18 protein-coding genes are annotated in these 18808 nt (G+C 73.5%); 11 read left to right on the top strand and 7 right to left on the bottom strand.

Annotated features, from left to right (window positions below):
* Positions 1-2: 2 nt before the first annotated feature.
* Complete coding sequence (locus AB0N90_RS00955) at positions 3-524, bottom strand: hypothetical protein (RefSeq protein WP_365192134.1); 522 nt, start codon at positions 522-524, stop codon at positions 3-5.
* A 951-nt stretch (positions 525-1475) separates the two neighbouring features.
* Entirely contained in the window at positions 1476-2240 is a 765-nt protein-coding gene (locus AB0N90_RS00950) for a PaaX family transcriptional regulator C-terminal domain-containing protein (RefSeq protein ID WP_365192133.1), read from the bottom strand.
* A 72-nt stretch (positions 2241-2312) separates the two neighbouring features.
* On the opposite strand from AB0N90_RS00950, the gene AB0N90_RS00945 reads away from it, so the two are divergent.
* Together AB0N90_RS00945 and AB0N90_RS00940 are read left to right on the top strand one after the other, a co-directional pair.
* The gene (locus tag AB0N90_RS00945; RefSeq protein ID WP_365192132.1) at positions 2313-3974 is read left to right on the top strand and encodes an acyl-CoA dehydrogenase family protein; all 1662 of its coding nucleotides are present in this window, start codon (positions 2313-2315) and stop codon (positions 3972-3974) included.
* 248 nt (positions 3975-4222) lie between these two features.
* Positions 4223-4678, top strand: coding sequence for a DUF6228 family protein (locus tag AB0N90_RS00940; protein ID WP_365192131.1), 456 nt, complete (start codon positions 4223-4225; stop codon positions 4676-4678).
* A 192-nt stretch (positions 4679-4870) separates the two neighbouring features.
* Here the strand turns inward: AB0N90_RS00940 and AB0N90_RS00935 are convergent, their stop codons facing one another.
* On the bottom strand, positions 4871-5452 hold the full coding sequence (locus tag AB0N90_RS00935) for a hypothetical protein (protein ID WP_365192130.1): 582 nt from the start codon (positions 5450-5452) through the stop codon (positions 4871-4873).
* A gap of 281 nt (positions 5453-5733) precedes the next feature.
* Here AB0N90_RS00935 and AB0N90_RS00930 point away from each other — a divergent pair, with 281 nt between their 5' ends.
* The 4 genes from AB0N90_RS00930 (at position 5734) to AB0N90_RS00915 (ending at position 9644) form a co-directional block, all read left to right on the top strand.
* The gene (locus AB0N90_RS00930) at positions 5734-6822 is read left to right on the top strand and encodes an exo-alpha-sialidase (RefSeq protein ID WP_361669634.1); all 1089 of its coding nucleotides are present in this window, start codon (positions 5734-5736) and stop codon (positions 6820-6822) included.
* A gap of 166 nt (positions 6823-6988) precedes the next feature.
* Positions 6989-7666, top strand: coding sequence for a uracil-DNA glycosylase (locus tag AB0N90_RS00925; protein ID WP_361669633.1), 678 nt, complete (start codon positions 6989-6991; stop codon positions 7664-7666).
* On the top strand, positions 7663-8706 hold the full coding sequence (locus AB0N90_RS00920) for a BadF/BadG/BcrA/BcrD ATPase family protein (protein ID WP_365192129.1): 1044 nt from the start codon (positions 7663-7665) through the stop codon (positions 8704-8706). Before AB0N90_RS00925 ends, AB0N90_RS00920 begins: the two co-directional genes overlap by 4 nt.
* A gap of 11 nt (positions 8707-8717) precedes the next feature.
* Positions 8718-9644, top strand: coding sequence for a sirohydrochlorin chelatase (locus AB0N90_RS00915; RefSeq protein WP_086812397.1), 927 nt, complete (start codon positions 8718-8720; stop codon positions 9642-9644).
* A gap of 99 nt (positions 9645-9743) precedes the next feature.
* Here AB0N90_RS00915 and AB0N90_RS00910 read toward each other — a convergent pair whose 3' ends face one another.
* Together AB0N90_RS00910 and AB0N90_RS00905 are read right to left on the bottom strand one after the other, a co-directional pair.
* The gene (locus AB0N90_RS00910; protein ID WP_361669626.1) at positions 9744-10772 is read right to left on the bottom strand and encodes a lactonase family protein; all 1029 of its coding nucleotides are present in this window, start codon (positions 10770-10772) and stop codon (positions 9744-9746) included.
* Positions 10773-11204: 432 nt separating this feature from the next.
* A complete protein-coding gene (locus tag AB0N90_RS00905; RefSeq protein ID WP_365192768.1) occupies positions 11205-12695 on the bottom strand; it encodes an FUSC family protein in 1491 nt (496 codons plus the stop codon).
* Between the two features lie 249 nt (positions 12696-12944).
* On the opposite strand from AB0N90_RS00905, the gene AB0N90_RS00900 reads away from it, so the two are divergent.
* Entirely contained in the window at positions 12945-13421 is a 477-nt protein-coding gene (locus AB0N90_RS00900; RefSeq protein ID WP_199573019.1) for an Lrp/AsnC family transcriptional regulator, read from the top strand.
* Between the two features lie 19 nt (positions 13422-13440).
* Positions 13441-14142 carry an HAD family phosphatase gene (locus tag AB0N90_RS00895; protein WP_365192128.1) on the top strand — a complete coding sequence of 234 codons (702 nt, stop codon included), beginning with the start codon at positions 13441-13443 and terminating at the stop codon, positions 14140-14142.
* On the opposite strand, the gene AB0N90_RS00890 is transcribed toward AB0N90_RS00895, so the two are convergent.
* The gene (locus tag AB0N90_RS00890; protein WP_365192127.1) at positions 14084-15025 is read right to left on the bottom strand and encodes an alpha/beta hydrolase; all 942 of its coding nucleotides are present in this window, start codon (positions 15023-15025) and stop codon (positions 14084-14086) included. The two genes, AB0N90_RS00895 and AB0N90_RS00890, sit on opposite strands and share 59 nt — an antisense overlap.
* Before the next feature lie 86 nt (positions 15026-15111).
* Between AB0N90_RS00890 and AB0N90_RS00885 the strand changes: the two genes are divergently transcribed.
* Together AB0N90_RS00885 and AB0N90_RS00880 are read left to right on the top strand one after the other, a co-directional pair.
* Positions 15112-15615: a MarR family transcriptional regulator gene (locus AB0N90_RS00885; RefSeq protein WP_365192767.1), complete on the top strand. Its 504-nt coding sequence runs from the start codon at positions 15112-15114 to the stop codon at positions 15613-15615.
* 217 nt (positions 15616-15832) lie between these two features.
* On the top strand, positions 15833-17308 hold the full coding sequence (locus AB0N90_RS00880; protein WP_365192126.1) for an MFS transporter: 1476 nt from the start codon (positions 15833-15835) through the stop codon (positions 17306-17308).
* 37 nt (positions 17309-17345) lie between these two features.
* Here AB0N90_RS00880 and AB0N90_RS00875 read toward each other — a convergent pair whose 3' ends face one another.
* Entirely contained in the window at positions 17346-18185 is an 840-nt protein-coding gene (locus AB0N90_RS00875; RefSeq protein WP_365192125.1) for a LysR family substrate-binding domain-containing protein, read from the bottom strand.
* A 111-nt stretch (positions 18186-18296) separates the two neighbouring features.
* Between AB0N90_RS00875 and AB0N90_RS00870 the strand changes: the two genes are divergently transcribed.
* Complete coding sequence (locus tag AB0N90_RS00870) at positions 18297-18701, top strand: DUF5997 family protein (protein WP_365192124.1); 405 nt, start codon at positions 18297-18299, stop codon at positions 18699-18701.
* The last annotated feature ends 107 nt before the right edge of the window (positions 18702-18808 follow it).

Raw genomic sequence — 18808 nt, 5'->3', positions numbered from 1 at the left:
CCTCAGCGGGTGGTGCGGTCGGGGCGCGCGGTGGGCCCGAGGGGGCCGGTCACCGTCTTCGGGGTGCTGTCCTGGGAGCCGTCGGCGGGTACGGGCCCGGATCCGGGTCGATGCCCGTGTCCGTGCCCGTGTCCGCCCTCGCCGTGGTGCCGGTGGGGCTGCTCCTGGGGTCCGTGGGTATGCGTGTCCGCGCCGGACCGGAGCGCGGCGGTACCGAGATCATGCGGCGCCGCGGCCTCTTCCCCGCCGGTCCCGTTGCCGTGGTGGCCGGGCCGGGACTGGGTGAGCCAGGCCACCGCCGCGCCGGTCAGTGCCACGGGCCACTCCACGACGCCCGCCGCGCCGAGCACGCCCGCTCCGGCGTACACCGCGATGCGCCGCCCGCGCGGGGAGACGGCGCCCACCTTGTCCAGGGTCTCCCCGGCGGCGCGGCCCACCGCCGTGGCACCCGGCACCTTGCGCAGCACCGAGGCGGCACCACGCAGGGGCGCCGTGAGGGCCGACGACGCGTTGTGCTCAGCCATGACTCTCCTCGGGTGAGATCGTCCAACCCCCGCCGAGTGCCCGCGACCGTGCCGGTCATCCTCCTGTCTCCCAGGGAACGCCCTGTACGTCGGGCGCGCCACCCGCTGGGTGGGGCGGCGCGGGGTGGTCCGGTCACCGGGGGCGTTGAGCCGTCGTGGCCGAGGCGCCCGGAGGACCGGTGGAGAGCGGGTGCGGGGGTTGCTCCGCACGGGGTGGGGCGGGGGTAGTGGGCGGGCGGTGGGTGCCGTGAGTCGGGCGGGCGGTGCGGGGATCGGTGACGGGGCGTGCGTCTCTCCAGCCGTGAGGCCGGGCCCGTCTTCAGCCGCGAGGCCGTGCTCGATGGCGGGCAGAGTTCTCACGCGGGCCATGCCACGTTCGGCGACCGGGCGTGCGGCTTCCCGGGGACGCACGGCCGGTGAGCAGCGCCGGGCCCGACGGCAGACAGAGTTCCCACGCGGCCCACGCCACGTTCGACGACCAAGCGCACGGCTTCCCCGCGACACGCGGCCAGTGGGCGGCGCCGGGCCCGACGGCAGACAGAGTTCCCACACGGCCCACGCCACATTCGGCAACCAGGCGCACGGCTTCCCCGCGACACGCGGCCGGTGAGCGGCGCCGGGCCCGACGGCAGGGGCGGCAGGGACGGCAGGGAGTGGAGTGGGGTCGCGGCGGGCGGCGGAATTCCCTGCGGCCTCCGGCCGATCGGCGGCCCGCCTCACCCCGCCGACAGCGACTCTCACCGTCGAGCGCCATCCTCCTCAGGGCCCGCCCCAGCCCCTCCCCCACGACTCCCCGAGCCGCCGTCCACCAGCCCACCCCCGGCGGCCCCGGCCCGGCCCCCGCAACAGCTCGCGCCCGCCCGCGTCGACGCGCGAGCGCACCCGTCGTACCCGCTCCGCACCGTACTCGCTCCGCGCCGTACCACCACCCGTACGAAAGCCCGGCCCCCGTCAGCAGCCCCGCATCCTCGCCTCCACCCCGACCGACGCCACCACCTCCCGCTGATACCCGGCGTACGCCGTGCGCAGTTCGGAGCCCGGCCAGGTCGGGGGGAGGAGGGCCGGCGGGAGGACGGGGTCGCCGAGGAGATGGCGGACGATCGCGGCGAAGGCGGTGAGGCGGTCGGCGGGGCGGGGGGCGTCGGAGGCGGAGGTGAGCAGGGTGCGGGCGGTGCTCGCCCAGGTGGACAGGGGCCACAGGCGCGCGACAAGATCGTGCGCGGGCTCGTCCGGGCGGGCCGTGTACGTCACCGCCACCCGGTGGAGTCCGTCCGGCAGCGACCGGTCCAGGTTGGCCGGGCGCAGCCACACGCCCTCGCGCAGCTCGGCCAGCCGCAGCGCGGTCAACCGGGTGCGCAGCTCCGCGCGTTCGGCCGCGCCGCGCCCCGTCGCCGTGATGACCACCATCTCCCAGTCACCGTCCCACGCCCGGGTGCGGGGATGGACCGCGTCGTCCTGGCGGCGCTGTCTGGCCAGCAGCCGGTCGCTCAGCCCGTAGACCGCGTCCGTGCGCCACAGATCGCCCGCGGCCACCATCCGGCTCAGCGCGGCCCGCAGGGTGGAGCCGCCGACGCCGAAGGGCTCGACCAGCCGTATGAGGTCCTTCACCGGCAACTCCGGCGGGTGCACGGCCAGGAGCATGCTCAGCACGACCGACCGGGCGGACAGGGGCCGCAGGCCGGCCGTCTCCGGCCCGGTCGACACGTTCATGCGCATGGGCACGTACTTTACGTGCGCCTCCATGTTGCACTATTGCTACAGCCGCAGAGAAAGCGCAACATGACGCGTATGGCCTCCACGCAGACACAGACGCAGCCGCCCATCGCGACCCACGACGTCACCAACCAGCCCCCGCCCCTCGCCCCCTACGACTCCTCCGACGACACCGCCCTCCTGGAGGGCCTGCGCCGCGAGGGTGCCGGGTGGACCGAGGAGGAGATCCGCCGGCTCGGCGCCCGCGCCGGCAGCGCGGCGGCCCAGGAGTGGGCCGAGCAGGCGAACGTGAACGAGCCGGTGCTGCGCACCCACGACCGCTACGGCAATCGCGTCGACGAGGTGGACTTCCACCCCAGTTGGCACCATCTGATGCGGGCCGCGGTCGAGGCGGGCCTCGCCGGTTCGGCCTGGGCGGACGAGCGGCCCGGCGCCCATGTGGCCCGTACCGCGGGCGGGTTGGTGTGGGGGCACACCGAGGCGGGGCACGGCTGTCCGACGTCGATGACGTACGCGGCCGTACCCGCCCTGCGCGCGCAGCCCGAACTGGCCAAGGTCTACGAGCCGTTGCTCACCAGCCGGATGTACGAGCCCGGCCTGCGGGTGCCGACGGAGAAGCCCGGACTGATCGCCGGGATGGGCATGACCGAGAAGCAGGGCGGCTCGGACGTGCGGACGAACACCACGACGGCCACGCCCGCCGCGGAACCCGGCGTGTACACACTGCGCGGGCACAAGTGGTTCACGTCGGCGCCGATGTCCGACGTCTTCCTCGTCCTGGCGCAGGCTCCCGGCGGGCTGTCCTGCTTCCTGGTGCCGCGCGTTCTGCCGGACGGCAGCCGCAACACCTTCCGCATCCAGCGTCTGAAGGACAAGCTGGGCAACCGTTCCAACGCCTCCTCCGAGCCGGAGTTCGACCGGACCGTGGCATGGCTGGTGGGGCCCGAGGGGCGGGGTGTGAAGACCATCATCGAGATGGTCAACTGCACACGGCTGGACTGTGTGATGTCCTCGGCGACGCTGATGCGCAAGACGCTGGTCGAGGCCGGTCATCACGCCCGCCACCGGAGCGCGTTCGGTGCCCGGCTGTTCGAACAGCCGCTGATGCGCAATGTGTTGGCGGACCTGGCGCTGGAGTCGGAGGCGGCGACCACGCTCACACTGCGGCTGGCCGGGGCCGCGGACCGCGCGGTGCGCGGGGACGCCGGGGAGCACGCCTTCCGGCGGATCGCCACGGCCGTCGGCAAGTACTGGGTCACCAAGCGGGGGCCCGCGTTCACCGCCGAGGCCCTGGAGTGCCTGGGCGGCAACGGGTACGTGGAGGACTCCGGCATGCCCCGGCACTACCGGGAGGCCCCGCTGCTGTCCATCTGGGAGGGCTCGGGCAACGTCAACGCGCTGGATGTGCTGCGCGCCCTCGGCCGCGAACCGGGCGCCGCCGACGCCCTGTTCACCGAACTCGACCTCGCCCGGGGCGCGGACGCCCGCCTGGACTCCGCCGTGGCCGCCCTCAAGTCCGAGCCGCCCCGGGCCGATCAGCTCAGCGCCCGCCGCCTGGTCGAGCGCATGGCGCTCGCCCTCCAGGCGTCCCTCCTGGTCCGCCACGCCCCCCGCCCGGTCGCGGACGCCTTCTGCGCGACCCGCCTGGCCGGCGACTGGGGCCACTCCTTCGGAACCCTGCCCCCCGGAACGGACCTGAACACCATCCTGGACCGGGCCCTGCCCGACCACGACTGAGCCCGACCGGCCTCCGCCGACATCCGGCAGCGCCCAGCGGCACAGCACCGTTCGGTTCATGCAACTGAGAAAAGAAATCGCCCTGTTGACCGTCAGGAGCGAGACCGTTCACAGCCCGATCATCTCGAACGGTGAGCAACGGCCTCCGGGTGCCTGCCTTGTTCTGCAGGTTCGTACGTACTCGGCTCTGCACATGCGCGAGTACGCCGACGGCCGGCATGCTGAGGCCGCATGCGTATCCTTCGGGCGTGAGTCTGATCGAGGCGGGTTCCGGGCGGATCGAGCTTGCCGTTCGCGGAGCAGCGGGTTCGCCGGATGCGCGGGTACGACTGTTCGACTGGGCGAGGGAAGACGAGTACCACGTTGTCTTCGGAGTCGAGGCCACGGATGCCGGTGTGCAGGCTCGCATCGAGACAGTCGAGGTGACGGTCTGGGACAGGCTGGACGACTTCTTCGACGGCCTCGCGCAGGACTTCCGCGGCTGGGACGGCGAGAGGGTCTGGACGAACAATCGCCTTGTCGTTGCCGCCACCTTCAACCGTGGTGGTCACGTGTGCGTGCGCTGGACGCTCCGGGTCGATGTCTTCGACAACGGCTGGGAGTGCACCGTGTCGACCGTGGTCGAGGGCGGCGAGGAGATGACGGCGCTCGCTGCCGATCTGCGGGCATTCCTCGGGCAGGGACAGGCCGAGAGACAACCGTGACCGGGGCACCACATGACGTGACGTCAGTCATGTCACGTCATGTCACGCGCCGGGCTCCGCAACGGAACACGCTGATGTGTCGAGAGACGACACACCGGACACCGTCGGGCCCCGGCGGCAGGGCGGAGCGCCCCAGCTCCCCTGGGGCGCGCCCCGTACGGGCGGTGGTGGAACGTCTCCACCGGGCCGCCCTCAGACCATGCGTCCCCACTGCGGTCCCAGCCGGGCCCATTCCGTGTCCCAGGCGGTCAGCCGGCGGCGCTCCAGCCGGGTGCGCAGCAGGAGTCCGCCGGCGAAGGGGACGAGCGCGGCGCCGAGGCCCGCGAGGGTTCCGACGAGATCGGCACGGAAGGCGGCCTGGCCGGGTGTGACCGGGCTGCCGACGAGGTGGCCATGGGAATCGGTCCAGACGGTGACCTTGGTCCCGACCCTGTTCCTGGCCGCCGCCCGGACCCGGCCGGTGTGCACCGAGCCGTCGGCGACCGTCCAGCGCACCTCGGCCCAGCCCCGGGCGTCGTGGGACATGTGCCGGCGCCCGGCGGGCGCGTCCGGGACCTCGGCGACGATTCGGGCGACGGCGGGGCGCCAGTCGGCGCGCTCGCGGGCCAGTCCCTGCGCCACCGACCGGGCCACCATGAGCCCGGCGAGCACCCCGGCGAGCACGGTCAGCAGCCCGACGCCGAGCACCACCCAGCCCTCCACCACGTCCGCCCGGCGCTTGAGCGGATTGCGCCGCCACCGCCACAGCCACACCTTGGCACTTCGGAACGCCATCAAGGGCATCCTCCTCGCGACCGCAAAGACCGGCCGGACCGTCCTCCTCGGGGGAGGGATCGTTCCGTTGCTCATGACAAGCCGTCCTCGACGTTCGCACGAGAGGCCCGCCTCGCGCAGGCGCATCGGGGAACGGACCTCCCGGATCCTCCCCGAAAGCCGACGACACCCTCGCTGACCTGGGGCGATGACCGCTCCAGGGGAGACTGTCAGTGGTGGGGTGCAGACTGGCCGATATCTGACGGCGACCCTGGGCAATGGCGCCCCGGGAGGTGATCGGCATGACCGAGGTACTGCTGGCGGTGGGCACCCGCAAGGGCCTGTTCATCGGACGGCGGCGAGGGCAGAACCCATGGGAGTTCGACGAGAGCCCGTACTTCAACGCGCAGGCGGTGTATGCGGTCGCGATCGACGCCCGGGGACCTCGTCCGCGGCTGCTCGCGGGGGGCGACAGCGCGCACTGGGGGCCGTCGGTGTTCCACTCCGACGACCTCGGCCGCACCTGGACCGAACCGCCCCGGCCCGCCGTCAGATTCCCCAAGGACACCGGCGCCTCCCTGGAGCGCGTCTGGCAGCTGCACCCGGCCGCCGCCGAGCCCGAGGTGGTGTACGCGGGCACGGAACCGGCCGCGCTGTACCGCTCGGTGGACCGCGGCGAGAGCTTCGAGCTGGTGCGGCCGCTGTGGGAGCACCCCACCCGCTCCCGCTGGGTGCCCGGCGGCGGCGGTGAGGGGCTGCACACGGTGCTCACGGACGCCCGCGACAAGGCGGCGCTCACGGTGGCCGTCTCCACGGCCGGGGTGTTCCGCACCACCGACGGCGGGGCGAGCTGGGCGCCGTCCAACTCCGGTGTGGCCGCGGTGTTCCTGCCGGACCCGGACCCGGAGTTCGGCCAGTGCGTGCACAAGGTCGCCCGGGACGCGGCCGACCCGGACCGGCTGTATCTCCAGAACCACTGGGGGGTGTACCGCAGCGACGACGCGGGGGCGCACTGGAGCGACATCGGCGCGGGCCTGCCGTCCACCTTCGGCTTCGCGGTCGCCGCCCATCCGCACCGGGGCGACACGGCGTACGTCTTCCCGATCAACGCGGACAGCGACCGGGTCCCCGCCGACCGCCGCTGCCGGGTCTTCCGCACCGCCGACGCGGGCAAGTCCTGGGAGCCCCGGTCCCGGGGCCTGCCGACCGGGGACCACTACGGCACGGTGCTGCGCGACGCCCTGTGCACCGACGACGCCGACCCGGCGGGCGTGTACTTCGGCAACCGCAACGGAGAGCTGTTCGCCTCGGCCGACGACGGCGACAGCTGGCAGCAGCTGGCCGCGCATCTGCCGGACGTCCTGTGCGTACGCGCGGCGCTGGTCGGCTGAGGCCGCGGGGCCGGAGAAGGAAGGAAGAGGGGGAGGCATGACCGAGGAGGGGGGCACAGCGGTGCCGGGAGAGCGGGTTTCCAGGGGGGCCGGGCGCGCGGGGCGTCCGGCCGGGTTCCGGCCATCGGTTGATCACCGGCGGCCGTACGGCAGTAGGGTGACGCCCGTGGCACCACGACCCTTGCATGAAATCGTCGAACCGGGCTGGGCGAAGGCCCTGGAACCCGTGGCCGGACGGATCGCCCAGATGGGTGACTTCCTGCGCACGGAGATCGCCGCGGGACGTACCTACCTCCCGGCCGGAAGCAACGTCCTGCGGGCGTTCCAGCAACCCTTCGACGAGGTGAGGGTCCTGATCGTCGGTCAGGACCCGTATCCCACCCCGGGGCACGCGGTGGGCCTGTCGTTCTCGGTCGCTCCCGAGGTACGACCCCTGCCGCCGAGCCTGATCAACATCTACCGCGAGCTGAGCGACGACCTGGGGCTGCCCCAGCCGTCCAACGGCGACCTCACCCCCTGGACCCAGCAGGGCGTCCTGCTGCTGAACAGGGCGCTGACCACCGCGCCGCGCAGCCCGGCCGCCCACCGGGGCAAGGGCTGGGAAGAGGTCACCGAGCAGGCCATCCGGGCCCTCGCGGCGCGCGGCAAACCGCTGGTCTCGATCCTGTGGGGCCGTGACGCGCGCAATCTGCGTCCGCTGCTCGGGAGCCTGCCGGCGGTGGAGTCCTCGCACCCCTCGCCGATGTCGGCCGACCGCGGGTTCTTCGGCTCGCGCCCCTTCAGCCGGGCCAACGACCTGCTGATCCAGCAGGGCGGGCAGCCCGTGGACTGGCGTCTGCCGTGACCGTCGCCGGGTATCTCGCCGTGGACTCCGGCGGCTCCGGCCTCCGGGTCGCCGTCGGCGTGCCGGGGCGAGCGCCCTCGGCACAGCGGGAGACCCGGGAGCCGGTCCGCACCGGCGCGCGCGGCATCGACCCGGCGCATCTGATGGCCCAACTCACCCCGCTGGCCAGGGAATTGGCAGCCGTGGCGGGGGTGGACGAGCTGGGTACGGCTGTCGTCGGCGCCGCCGGGTTCGCCACCCTGGGCGACGCCCTGCGCGCCGAACTGCCGGACGCCCTCGCCCGTGAACTGGGGGTACGACGGGTCGCGCTCGCCGCCGACGCCGTCACCGCGTATGCCGGGGCCCTCGGTTCCCGGCCGGGCGCGGTGCTCGCCGCGGGCACCGGGCTGATCGCGATCGGCACCGACCTGAGCGGCTGGCGTCGGGCCGACGGCTGGGGGCATCTGCTGGGCGACTGCGGCGGCGGCGCCTGGATCGGCCGGGCCGGTCTGGAGGCGGCGCTGCGGGCCCACGACGGCCGCGAGGGCGGCTCGGCCGCGCTGCTGAGGTGCGCGGAGGAACAGTTCGGGCCGGTGCGCCAGCTGCCCGGCCTGCTCTATCCGCGGACCGACCGGGCCGCCGTACTCGCCTCGTTCGCGCCCCGGGTGGCCGACCGCTGCGCGGACGACCCTGTCGCCGCGGACATCCTGCGCGCCGCCGCGCGGCACATGGCCGACTCGGCCGCGGCCGTGTGCCCGGCGGACGGGGCGCCCGAAGTGGCGCTCACCGGTGGCCTGTCCAAGATGGGCGAGCCCCTGCTCGGGCCGCTGCGCGAGGAGTTGGCGCGGCGGCTGCCGCATGCCCGCCAGGTGCCGCCCGAGGGCGACCCGTTGCACGGCGCCGTACGGATCGCGGCCGAGCTGGCCGCCGGGCGGCTCACGCTGCCGGGTGAACCGACAATGCTGCACGTCACAGCCGCCACCCGTAAGCGAGCAGACAAAACCGGACGGATACCGCTCACCTGTACCCTCCCCGAACAGGACCATCCGGGAAACCAGTAACATGCGGCGCCATGAGCTCCTCCACTGGACCCGAGTCCGGCCTCCCAGTACGAATGCCGCGACCCCGCCAGCCCGGACGGCACCGCCGGCCCGAACCGCTGGTGGCTCCCGAGGGCGCGCCCGCGCTCGTCCTCGCGGTGCCCGGTGTGCCCAGCGCTGCCACACGTGGCCTCGCCGAGGAGGTCGTGAGCATCGCCCGTTCCGAGCTGCCCGGCCTGAACGCCCGGATCGGCTACCTGGACGGTGACGACGCCGAGTTCCCCTCGCTGCGGTCGGTGCTGGCGCACGCCGCCGAGGAGCGCACGGCCCGTTACGAGCAGGCCGTCGCCGCCGGTGTCGAGGGCCTGCGGGAGCCCGACGGCCCGGTCGCCGTCGTCGTACCGCTACTGGCCGGTCCGGACAACGCGCTGCTGCGGCAGATCCGCCAGTCGGTGAACGACAGCCGGGTCGCGGCCGAGCTGACCGATGTCCTCGGCCCGCACCCGCTGCTCGCCGAGGCGCTGCACGTACGGCTGTCCGAGGCGGGCCTGGCCCGCGCCGACCGTGCCCGCCTGTTCACCGTGGCCACGGCCGCCGACGGCATCGTGCTGGCCTCCGTGGGCGGCGAGGAGGCCGTGCAGGCGGCCGGGATCACCGGCATGCTGCTCGCCGCGCGGCTGGCCGTGCCGGTGATGGCGGCGGCCCTGGACCAGGAGGGTTCCATCTCCTCGGTCGCCGAGCAGCTGCGTTCCTCCGGTTCGCAGCAGCTGGCGCTCGCGCCGTACCTGGTCGGCCCGGAGATCGACGCGACGCTGCTCGCGGCCGCCGCCGAGGAGGTGGGCTGCTCGATGGCCGAGCCGCTGGGCGCCTACCCGGCGATCGGCAAGCTGGCCCTCGCCAAGTACACGACGGCCCTGGGTATCGCGCCGCAGCAGGCGCAGGGCACCCCGGTCCGCTGACCGCACGGAACACGGAAGTCCGCACAGGCAGGGCCCGCTCCCCTCGGGGGCGGGCCCTTCGTCCTGCCGGGGATCCGGTGTCGTCCGGTGTCGTGCCGCTCAGCCGAAGACGACGCACGAAGCCGCGGCGACCTGCACCGAGCCGTCGTAGCGCGGTACCCCGGTCGCCTCGTCCACGGCGAACCAGCAGACATCGCCGGAGCGCTCGTTGGCCACGTACAGGAAGCCCTTGTGCTCGGCCAGGGCGCGGGGCCAGTGGCCGCCGCAGGGCACGGTACCGAGCGGCCTGAGGCCGTCCCCCTCGACGGCGAGCACCGACAGGACGTCCTCGCCCCGGGTCGCCGTCCACACGAAGCGGCCGTCGGGGGCGACCACGATCCCCGAGGGGTAGGCGTCGCCGGCCGGGGCGCCCGGCAGCAGGGGGACCTCGGTGAGCGGCTTCAGGGAGCCGGCCGAGGCGTCCCAGCGGCACACGGTCACCGTCGGGGTGAGTTCGTTGACGACGTAGGCGCGCTCGCCGTCGGGATGGAAGGCCAGGTGGCGGGGCCCGGAGCCGGGCCGCAGCGCGCACTCGCGGTGCAGCGCCGGGGCGCCGGCCTCCAGTGTGCACACCCGCACCGAGTCGGTCCCGAGATCGACGCTCACCGCCCAGCGACCGCTCGGGTCCGGCTGCACCTGGTGGGCGTGCGGGCCGCGCTGGCGGCGGTCGTGCGGCCCCGAGCCGGTGTGCTGGAGCCGCCCGGAGGGCTTCGCGGCGAGGGTGCCGTCCGGGCGCAGCGGTACGGCGGTGACGCTGCCGCAGCCGTAGTTGGCGGTCAGCACATGCCCGGCGTACAGGCTCAGATGGGTGGGTCCGCTGCCGTCCACCGGCACGGACGGTCCGGCGAGCTCCGTACGGCCGCCGTCGACACGGTAGGCCGCCACGGCGCCCTCGGCGGTCTCGCTGACCGCGTAGAGCATGCCGCCGTCCGGGGAGAGGGCCAGGTAGGAGGGGTCCGGTACGTCGTTGTCGGCGGCGACGAGGGTGAGCGCGCCGCCCTGTGCCGCGACCTCGGCGGTCACCAGCCCCGGGCCGCCCGCCGCCGTGAACGACCCGATGAACACCCTGCCGCCACCGCTCCGCACCACCGCTGTCCCCTCTCGGTCGAGCCCGTCACGGGCCGACGGTAGCAGCCGACCCACTTCGGTCTAGACCAAGAGAACGGCGTGGGCCGGGAGTTCTTCACTCCGGTGCGGCATCCTCCAGAGGGGACGGGGGGGGTAGGGCTGAGGCGGACGCGGGGCGGACGCGGGGCCGCTCGCCTGCGCTTGCGCGCGGCTGTGGCCGGGGCCGGCGGCAGCGGCGGGGCGGATCCGCAGCCCTTACGGGCGCGAGGCGGTGTTCAACGCGCGGCTCCCGTACGCATGCCGGGCCGGCGAGCCGTTCGCACGGAAACGTCAGCTTCTCGGCCGACGGCACGGCGGTCCCCCAGGGGCGCGGGGAACTGCGCGACCAGCCACGACGGACCCGCACCCTCGCCCCCTCGCCAGCCCCCAAGAAAGCTCACTCACCGCCAGCCATCAGGCCCCCGCCCCCACCAGCCTCGCCCCCCGCAACGGCTCCGCGAGCGCGGCCAGCGCATGCTCAAGTCCATGCACATGGGCCAGCGCCGGCGACGCCGGAGACTCGGCCGCAGCGACCACCGGCCCCGCGGAGCCCCCCGTCAGCGCCTCGACCGCCGACTCCACCCGTCCGCACGCCGCGGCGAGCCGCGCGTCGTGCGACGCCTCCGGGTCCGCCGCGACAGCGACCAGCCCCCGGATCTCGCGCGCGCAGTCGTCCAGCAGCGCCAGCACCCTGCGGGCCCGCCGCTTACGCGCCGGCAACGGGTTCAGCGGATGCACCAGCGGCGCCACGGACAGCCGTACCCGCCCGAGCAGCTGCTCCAGCTCGGCCACCCGCGGCCCGGGATCGGCCGTCGGTGAGCCCGCGAGCCGCGCCGCCGCCTCGGCCGTACAGGCGTGCACGCACCGCAGGGCCCGCTGGATCCACGCGTCCGTCGTGGCGTGCGTGGTCACCGGCAGCAGGAGCAGCACGGCGAGCGCGGCGCCGAGCGCGCCCACCGCGGTCTCGCCGAGCCGCAGCGCCAGCAGCCCGGGGGTGAGGACGCCGAGAAGGCCGTAGAGGAGTTCGGCGAGGACCGTCACCCCGAACATCATCCAGGTGTAGGAGACGGCGGCGGAGTAGAAGATGCCGAAGACGGCGACGGCGAGCAGCGCGGCCGTGGGCACCGGCGCGCCGTGCAGGGGTACGGCGACGAGGAAGCCCAGGCCGACGCCGATCAGCGTGCCGAGGACCCGGCGGAAGCCCCGTACCAGCGTCTCGCCACGCGAGGCGGTGTTGACGAAGACCCACCAGGTGGCGCCGACCGCCCAGTACCAGCGCTGGCCGGACACCAGCTCGCCCACGACCAGCGCGAAGCCCGCGCCCGTCATCGCCTGCACCGCCTGGCGCGTGGTCACCCGGGCGAGCCCGCCGCCGGTGGACAGGGGGGCGGGGACGGCGGCCGGGGGCAGCCGGCGCTCGTAGCACCACAGCCCGAAGCGCACCACGGCCGCGCTGAGCACGGACAGCAGTACGGCCGCGGACAGCTCGGGCAGCCGGTCGGGGGTGGCGTGCAGGAACTGGGCGGTGAAGAACATCATGAAGGCGAACACGCCGAGGCTGTGCCCGCGCGGCCCCCAGCGCCGGGCGTACACCCCGGCACCGACGACGGCGAGGAAGGCAAGGTCCCGCGCCACCGGGTACGGGTGCAGCGCGGCCGCGGCGCCGAGCACCGGCAGGCCCACGACCGGCAACAGCGCGGTGGTGACCGCCTGCCCGCGCACGGTGGGGTCGGCGACCGTGAACAGCGCGAGCAGCGCCGCGAGGCCGCCGGTGACCGCGCCGACGACGGAGTGCCCGACGAGCAGGCAGACCACCACGGCCAGCCCGATGCCGAGGACGGACCGGGACGCCCAGCGCAATCGCGCCCGGCCCGGGTCCGGAGCCACGAACATCTTCTTCAGCACTGCTGCCCTCCCCATGGACACCTTGGAAGACCAAGGAAGACCGGAAAACAAAAGGCGCCGCGGGGATCCGCAGCGCCATCGACATGTCCATAAGAGCATCCTCTACCGCAGTGGCTCAAGTGATGCCCGATTCAGTGGGCCAATGGTCCAGCAAAGAGCCCTGTCACGGACCCCGTGCGACGCCAACGGCGCAGGTCGAGCGGCACAGCCGTCCGAATGGGTACTGGGCCATTGGTACAGTCGTACATCATGGCCGTGGACGAGCTCGACACCCGCATCCTGCGACTGCTTCTGGAGCAGCCGCGCACCAGCGTGCGTGAGTACGCCCGGATTCTCGGCATAGCCCGCGGCACGCTCCAGGCCCGGCTCGACCGCATGGAGCGGGACGGTGTGATCACCGGTACGGGCCCCTCCCTGTCCCCCGCCGCCCTGGACCACCCGGTGCTGGCGTTCGTGCACATCGAGGTCACCCAGGGCCACCTGGACGACGTCGGGGACGCGCTGGCGGCGGTGCCGGAGATCGTGGAGGCGTTCTCGATCACGGGTGGCGGTGACCTGCTCGCCCGGGTGGTGGGCCGGGACAACGCCCATCTGGAGGATGTCATCCAGAAGCTGATCAGCCTGCCGGGCGTGGTCCGCACCCGTACCGAGGTGGCGCTGCGCGAGCGTGTCCCCTACCGGCTGGGGCCCCTGGTGGCGGCGGTGGGCCGCGCCGCCCGCGCCTGATCCCGGCATGCTGGAGCGCATGAGCGATCTCGGCGCCCTCGCGGTCATCTTCGATCTCGACGGAACGCTGGTGGACAGCGAGCCGAACTACTACGAGGCGAGCCGTCTGGCCCTGGCCGAGTACGGCGTGCCGGACTACACCTGGGCGGACCACGAGAACTACGTCGGTGTCAGCACCCGGGACACGGTCCTGCTCTGGCGGGAGCGCTACGGGCTGCGCGTCCCGGCCGAGGAACTGCTGGCCGCGACGGACCGGCGCTATCTGGAGCTGGCCCGTGCCCATACGCGCGTGTATCCCGAGATGCGGGCGCTGCTGGAGCTGCTGGCCGCCGACGGCGTGCCGACGGCGGTGGCCTCGGGTTCCTCGCCCGAGGCCATGGCCGCGGTCCTGACCGGCACCGGCCTCGACACCCTCGTCTCCGTGGTGGTCTCGGCGGCCGACGTCCCGCGTGGCAAGCCGGCGCCGGACACCTTCCTGGAGGCCGCGCGGCGGCTCGGCGCGGATCCGTACGACTGCGTGGTCCTGGAGGACGCTGCTCCGGGCGCGGCCGCCGCGCACGCCGCCGGGATGCGCTGCGTCGCCGTCCCCTATGTCGCCGAGCAGGCCGACGACCCCGGGTTCGCCACGGCGAGCCTGCTGCTGCGCGGCGGGCAGCAGGAGTTCACGGCCCGCTCGGCGTACGCCTGGCTCCGGGGGTCGGCCGCCACGGACTCCGCCTGAGAGCGTGATCTCCTTCAAACCGCGTCCGGGGCGGCTTGCTTCTCCTGTTGTCTGCCAGGAAGTCGGTGATCCGGTGGTTCGTCCGGGTCGGCATGGCGGTGGGGATGGCGAAGTGGGTGAGTTCGGCGAGGATCTCGATCCTGGCGTCGGGTACGGCTTTGCGGGCACGGGCTGCGATTTCGGCGGCGTCGTGGACGTCGCTGCGGCCGGCGAGAAGGACCAGGAGCGGAACGCTCAGTGCCGTGGGGTCCGGGCGTCGGCCGACGACCAGTTTCCGGTTCGCGAAGCCCGAGATCGCCAAGGCATAGAGCCGCTTCCAGCCCAGGTCGGTGTCGGTCCCCGCGGTCTCGCGGTCCAGGTAGGCGCGTGCGCGGGCCTGTGTCGGGCGGAGCAGCATCGGCAGCGAGCGCAGCAGGAAACCCGGGCGGAAACCGGCGAAGCACTGGGTCGGATCGAGCAGTACCAGCCGATCGACCCGCCGCGCGGCGTGCAGGGCATAGGTCAGGGCGATCCACCCGCCGTAGGAGTGGCCCACCAGGTGCGTGCGGGACACGGTGAGGCCGTCGAGCAGCGCGTCCAACCAGGCCATCAGGTCGGTGGTCGTACGCAGCGGACGCCCGCCGCGGATGCTGCGTCCGGCATCGCCCAGGATGTCCACGGCCAGCACCCGGTGGTGCGTGCCGAGCGCTGGGGCATTGGCGAACCAGACCGCGCCGGTGGAACCGCCGCCGTGCAGAAGGAGGACCGGGGTTGCGTCGGCGGGGCCGTAGGCGTGGACACGGGTGGTCCCGAACGGGGTGGGAACGTCGATCTCGGCGGTACCGGTGGGCCAGCGGGCGAGCAGAGCGTCGTAAGCGGCGAAGAACTCTTGGGATGAGGACACGGTGGACCCCCCAGGGAATCATCTCGTTGACCTAGTATCTCGCTTGGCGAGATACTTGTCCGGTGAGCGATGACATCAACCCCGCGATGCGGCTGGTCCATCTACTGCGCGCGGTGACCGTGGAACTCGATCTGCGCGGCGCCGAGTTCGCCGCACGAAACGGCCTGCACCCGACCGATCTGCGGGCCCTCATCCACCTGCTCGACGCCGACCGGGCGGGCACCGACGTCACCCCGGGACGACTCGGTGCGGCACTGCGGCTCAACTCGGCCGGCACCACTGCCCTGCTCGACCGGCTGGAGCGCCTGGGGCTCGTCCGCCGCAGACGCGATGAGAAGGACCGACGACGCGTCGTGCTGACGGTGGAGCGGAAAGCCGTGGAACTGGGTCGGTCCTTCTTCGGCCCGCTCATCGCCGACCTGGTCGAGGCGGCCGAGGACTTCACCCCCGGCGAACTGGACAGCGTTCACCGCTACCTGACCGCCGCCCTTCGAGCAGCCGCTCCCGGCCACGACGCGTCGACGCCCGCAGCCACCGCCGGGATGCCGCCAACACCACAACCGTTCCCACAGCGGTTCGGCCGGCCATGACGGCAGCGCGGGCACAGGACCTCCGGTGGTCCCGGAGCGTCGCAACTCCATGATCACGAAACCGTGCTTGCCCCCGTCTGTCGACCGGCTGCCCCCGCGACCTCCAAGGCGCCGAATACGACGTGACACTTGGCGCTCTATAGCATGACAAACACCGACGCGCCGGATTTTCCTCTCTTACCCGCTCACGGCCCGGCCGCTGCTTAGCGTGGCCCCCATGACCATGGACACGGCCCGGCCGGCCGACGACCGGCGCCGCTGGCAGGCGCTCTGGGTCTGTCTGACGGCGGGCTTCATGACGCTGCTGGACAGTTCGATCGTGAATGTCGCCCTCCCCTCGATGGAACGCGGCCTCGGCGCCGACACGGCCGCCCTGTCCTGGGTCGTCTCGGGCTACGCGCTCACCTTCGGACTCGCCCTCGTGCCCGCCGGACGGCTCGGGGACCTGCGCGGACGACGGACGGTCTTCCTGTACGGGCTCGCCCTGTTCACGCTGGCCTCGGCGGCGTGCGGGCTGGCCACGGACGCCGGCTGGCTGGTGTTCTTCCGGCTGTCGCAGGGCGTGGCCGCGGGCATCCTGGCGCCGCAGACCACCGGGCTGATCCAGCAGATGTTCCGGGGCACCGAGCGGGCGCGGGCGTTCGGCATGCTGGGCAGCGTCGTCGGGCTGTCCACGGCGATCGGCCCGCCCGCCGGTGGACTGCTGATCCATCTGTTCGGCACCGACGACGGCTGGCGCTGGGTGTTCTACGTCAACCTGCCGATCGGTGTCGCCGCCTTCTGCGCTGCGCTGCGGCTGCTGCCGCGCACCCCGCCCGCGTCCGGCCGACGCGAGGGCATCGACCTGCCCGGGGTGCTGCTCCTCGGCACCGGCGTGCTGGCGCTGATGCTGCCCCTGGTGCAGGAGCAGCAGTGGACGGGCCGGCTGAAGTGGGCGCTGCTGCCGGTGGCCGCGCTGCTGCTGGCGGGGTTCTGGGCGTGGGAGCGCTGGCAGGGCTGGTGGGGGCAGGCGCCGCTGCTGGATCTGCGGCTGTTCGCCCAGCGGTCCTTCTCGCTCGGGGTGCTGCTGAATCTGGTCTACTTCGCGGGTTTCACCACGCTCTTCTTCGTCTACACGCTGTTCCTGCAGAACGGCGTGGGCTACACCGCGCTCGCGGCCGGATTCTCCTCGCTGCCGTTCGCGTGCGGTTCGGCGATCGGCGCGGGGGTCAGCGGCCGGCTCGTCGTGCGGCACGGGCGCAAGCTGGTGGTCGCCGGTCTCGCGGTGGTGGCGCTGGGCCTGCTCGCGGTGATCGCGACGGTGCAGCTGGTGCCGGGGCAGGGCGTGGCCTGGGCGGCGGCGCTGCCCCTGCTGATCGCGGGCCTCGGCTCGGGCGTCACCATCTCCCCCAACACCACGCTCACCCTGGCGACCGTTCCCGTGCAGCGGGCGGGCGCGGCGGGCGGGGTGCTGGTGACCGCCCAGCGCATCGGTTCAGCCGCCGGGATCGCCGCCGTGGGCGCGGTGTACTTCGCCCATCTGGCCAACCACGGCAGCCCCGCGCGGGCGCTCCAGCTGGCGCTGCTGACGGCCGTGGGCATCATCGGCCTCGCCCTGGTCCTCGCGCTGGCCGACCTGCGGGAACGGCAGACGGAACCGCTGGGCACGGCACGCAGCGCGGCACGGCCGGAGGAACACGATCAGGCGGTTTGAGAAACGCTCGGCCCGAGAGCGCTGCGGCGTCCGCCGCCTATGAGCGCTTCTTCGGCTTCCCGCGCTTCGCCGCCGGCTTGGCCCCGCCCGTGCGGGCCCGCTGCCCCCGGCCGCCCGAGGACTTGGCGGCCCCGGGCTTCTGCCGGGCGCCGGAGGAAACGGCGCCCCGGGCCTTCTTGTCGCCCTGGGGCTTGCCCGCCGACCTGGCTCCCGACTTGGCCGTACGGCTCTCCGCCGTACCGCCGTCCGCCGGGCGCCCCGCCGCCCCGCGCCCCCGGGTGCTGTTGACCGTGCGGCCCCGGACGATGCCGATGAACTCCTCGACCAGGTCGGTGGTGGCCTCCTCCGGCCAGGACAGGGCGACACCGGACTGCGGCGCGTCGGTGACCGGCCGGTAGGTGAGGTCGCGGCGGTGGTAGAGGCGGGCGAGCGACTGCGGCACGACGAGGAGGCCGACGTTCGCCGCGACCAGCTCGATCGCGTCCTGGGTAGTCGCGGGCCGCTCGAACGCGGCCTCGCCGGGTGGCCGGTCCCAGTCGAAGACGTCGTCCAGGGGGTGGAAGAGCACCTCGTCGGCGAGGTCGTCCAGGGTGACCTCGTCGGCGGCCGTGATCACATGGTCCTTGGGGACGACGACCACGCTGGTCTCGGTGTAGAGCGGGATCGCGCTGAAGAAGTCGCGGTCGACGGGCAGCCGTACGAGACCCGCGTCGGCCTCGCCCGCGCGCATCAGCTCCGGTGCCTCGGCGGCGGGGACCTGCGCGAGGGTGAGCGGGATGTCGGGCAGGCGTTCGTGCCAGACCTTCACCCATTTGGCGGGTGTCACTCCGGGGACGTACGCGAGCCGGAACGACGGTGATTCCTCCGAGCCTGTCACCAGGCCAGGTTACCGGCCGCGGCGCCGCCCATGGTCACCGGCCGTGATCCCCGCCGTCCGCCGCCCGGCTCGTGGTCGGCTCCCGCACGCACGGCCGATACCCTTGTCCTCATGAAGTCGCAGCAGAGCACCCAGACGATGAAGCCCGCGACCGCGGCGAAGAAGCTGGGTGTGTACCTCCCCGCCACCCCCGCCTCCTTCCAGGAGGGTGTGGTCTCGCGTGCCGAGCTCAACGAGCTCCAGGCCGACCCGCCCCAGTGGCTGCGCGAGCTGCGTCTCAACGGTCCGCACCCGCGTCCGGTGGTCGCCTCGAAGCTCGGCGTCTCCATCGCCGGTCTGGCGCGCGGCGGCGTCACCGAGGCGCTGACCACGGAGCAGATCGAGGCGCTCAAGCAGGAGCGGCCCGAGTGGCTCCTCAAGGAGCAGGCCACCCAGGTCGAGGTCCGCAAGGAAGCGGCGCGGATCAAGGACCTCAAGCAGCAGAAGGACTCGGCGAAGGGCTCCGCACAGAGCTGATCGCCCGCTTCTCCACAGACGTATCCCCAGCGCCCTCCGTTCGTCGGAGGGCGTTGTCAGTGGTCGCCCCTAGAGTTCCCGTCACTTGATCACTGCGGTGCGGGAGG

The organism is Streptomyces sp. NPDC093018 (assembly GCF_040684035.1).
Taxonomy (GTDB): Bacteria; Actinomycetota; Actinomycetes; order Streptomycetales; family Streptomycetaceae; genus Streptomyces; species Streptomyces murinus.
This window is presented reverse-complemented; position numbering and strand designations above follow the sequence as displayed.

Excerpts from the sequence above, each read along its gene's own strand:
- AB0N90_RS00935 (WP_365192130.1), bottom strand. The coding sequence starts at position 5,452 with ATGGCGTTCCGAAGTGCCAAGGTGTGGCTGTGGCGGTGGCGGCGCAAT.
- AB0N90_RS00950 (WP_365192133.1), bottom strand. The coding sequence starts at position 2,240 with ATGCGCATGAACGTGTCGACCGGGCCGGAGACGGCCGGCCTGCGGCCC.
- AB0N90_RS00915 (WP_086812397.1), top strand. The coding sequence starts at position 8,718 with ATGAGCTCCTCCACTGGACCCGAGTCCGGCCTCCCAGTACGAATGCCG.
- AB0N90_RS00900 (WP_199573019.1), top strand. The coding sequence starts at position 12,945 with ATGGCCGTGGACGAGCTCGACACCCGCATCCTGCGACTGCTTCTGGAG.
- AB0N90_RS00895 (WP_365192128.1), top strand. The coding sequence starts at position 13,441 with ATGAGCGATCTCGGCGCCCTCGCGGTCATCTTCGATCTCGACGGAACG.
- AB0N90_RS00870 (WP_365192124.1), top strand. The coding sequence starts at position 18,297 with ATGAAGTCGCAGCAGAGCACCCAGACGATGAAGCCCGCGACCGCGGCG.
- AB0N90_RS00930 (WP_361669634.1), top strand. The coding sequence starts at position 5,734 with ATGACCGAGGTACTGCTGGCGGTGGGCACCCGCAAGGGCCTGTTCATC.
- AB0N90_RS00955 (WP_365192134.1), bottom strand. The coding sequence starts at position 524 with ATGGCTGAGCACAACGCGTCGTCGGCCCTCACGGCGCCCCTGCGTGGT.
- AB0N90_RS00885 (WP_365192767.1), top strand. The coding sequence starts at position 15,112 with ATGCGGCTGGTCCATCTACTGCGCGCGGTGACCGTGGAACTCGATCTG.
- AB0N90_RS00880 (WP_365192126.1), top strand. The coding sequence starts at position 15,833 with ATGACCATGGACACGGCCCGGCCGGCCGACGACCGGCGCCGCTGGCAG.
- AB0N90_RS00945 (WP_365192132.1), top strand. The coding sequence starts at position 2,313 with ATGGCCTCCACGCAGACACAGACGCAGCCGCCCATCGCGACCCACGAC.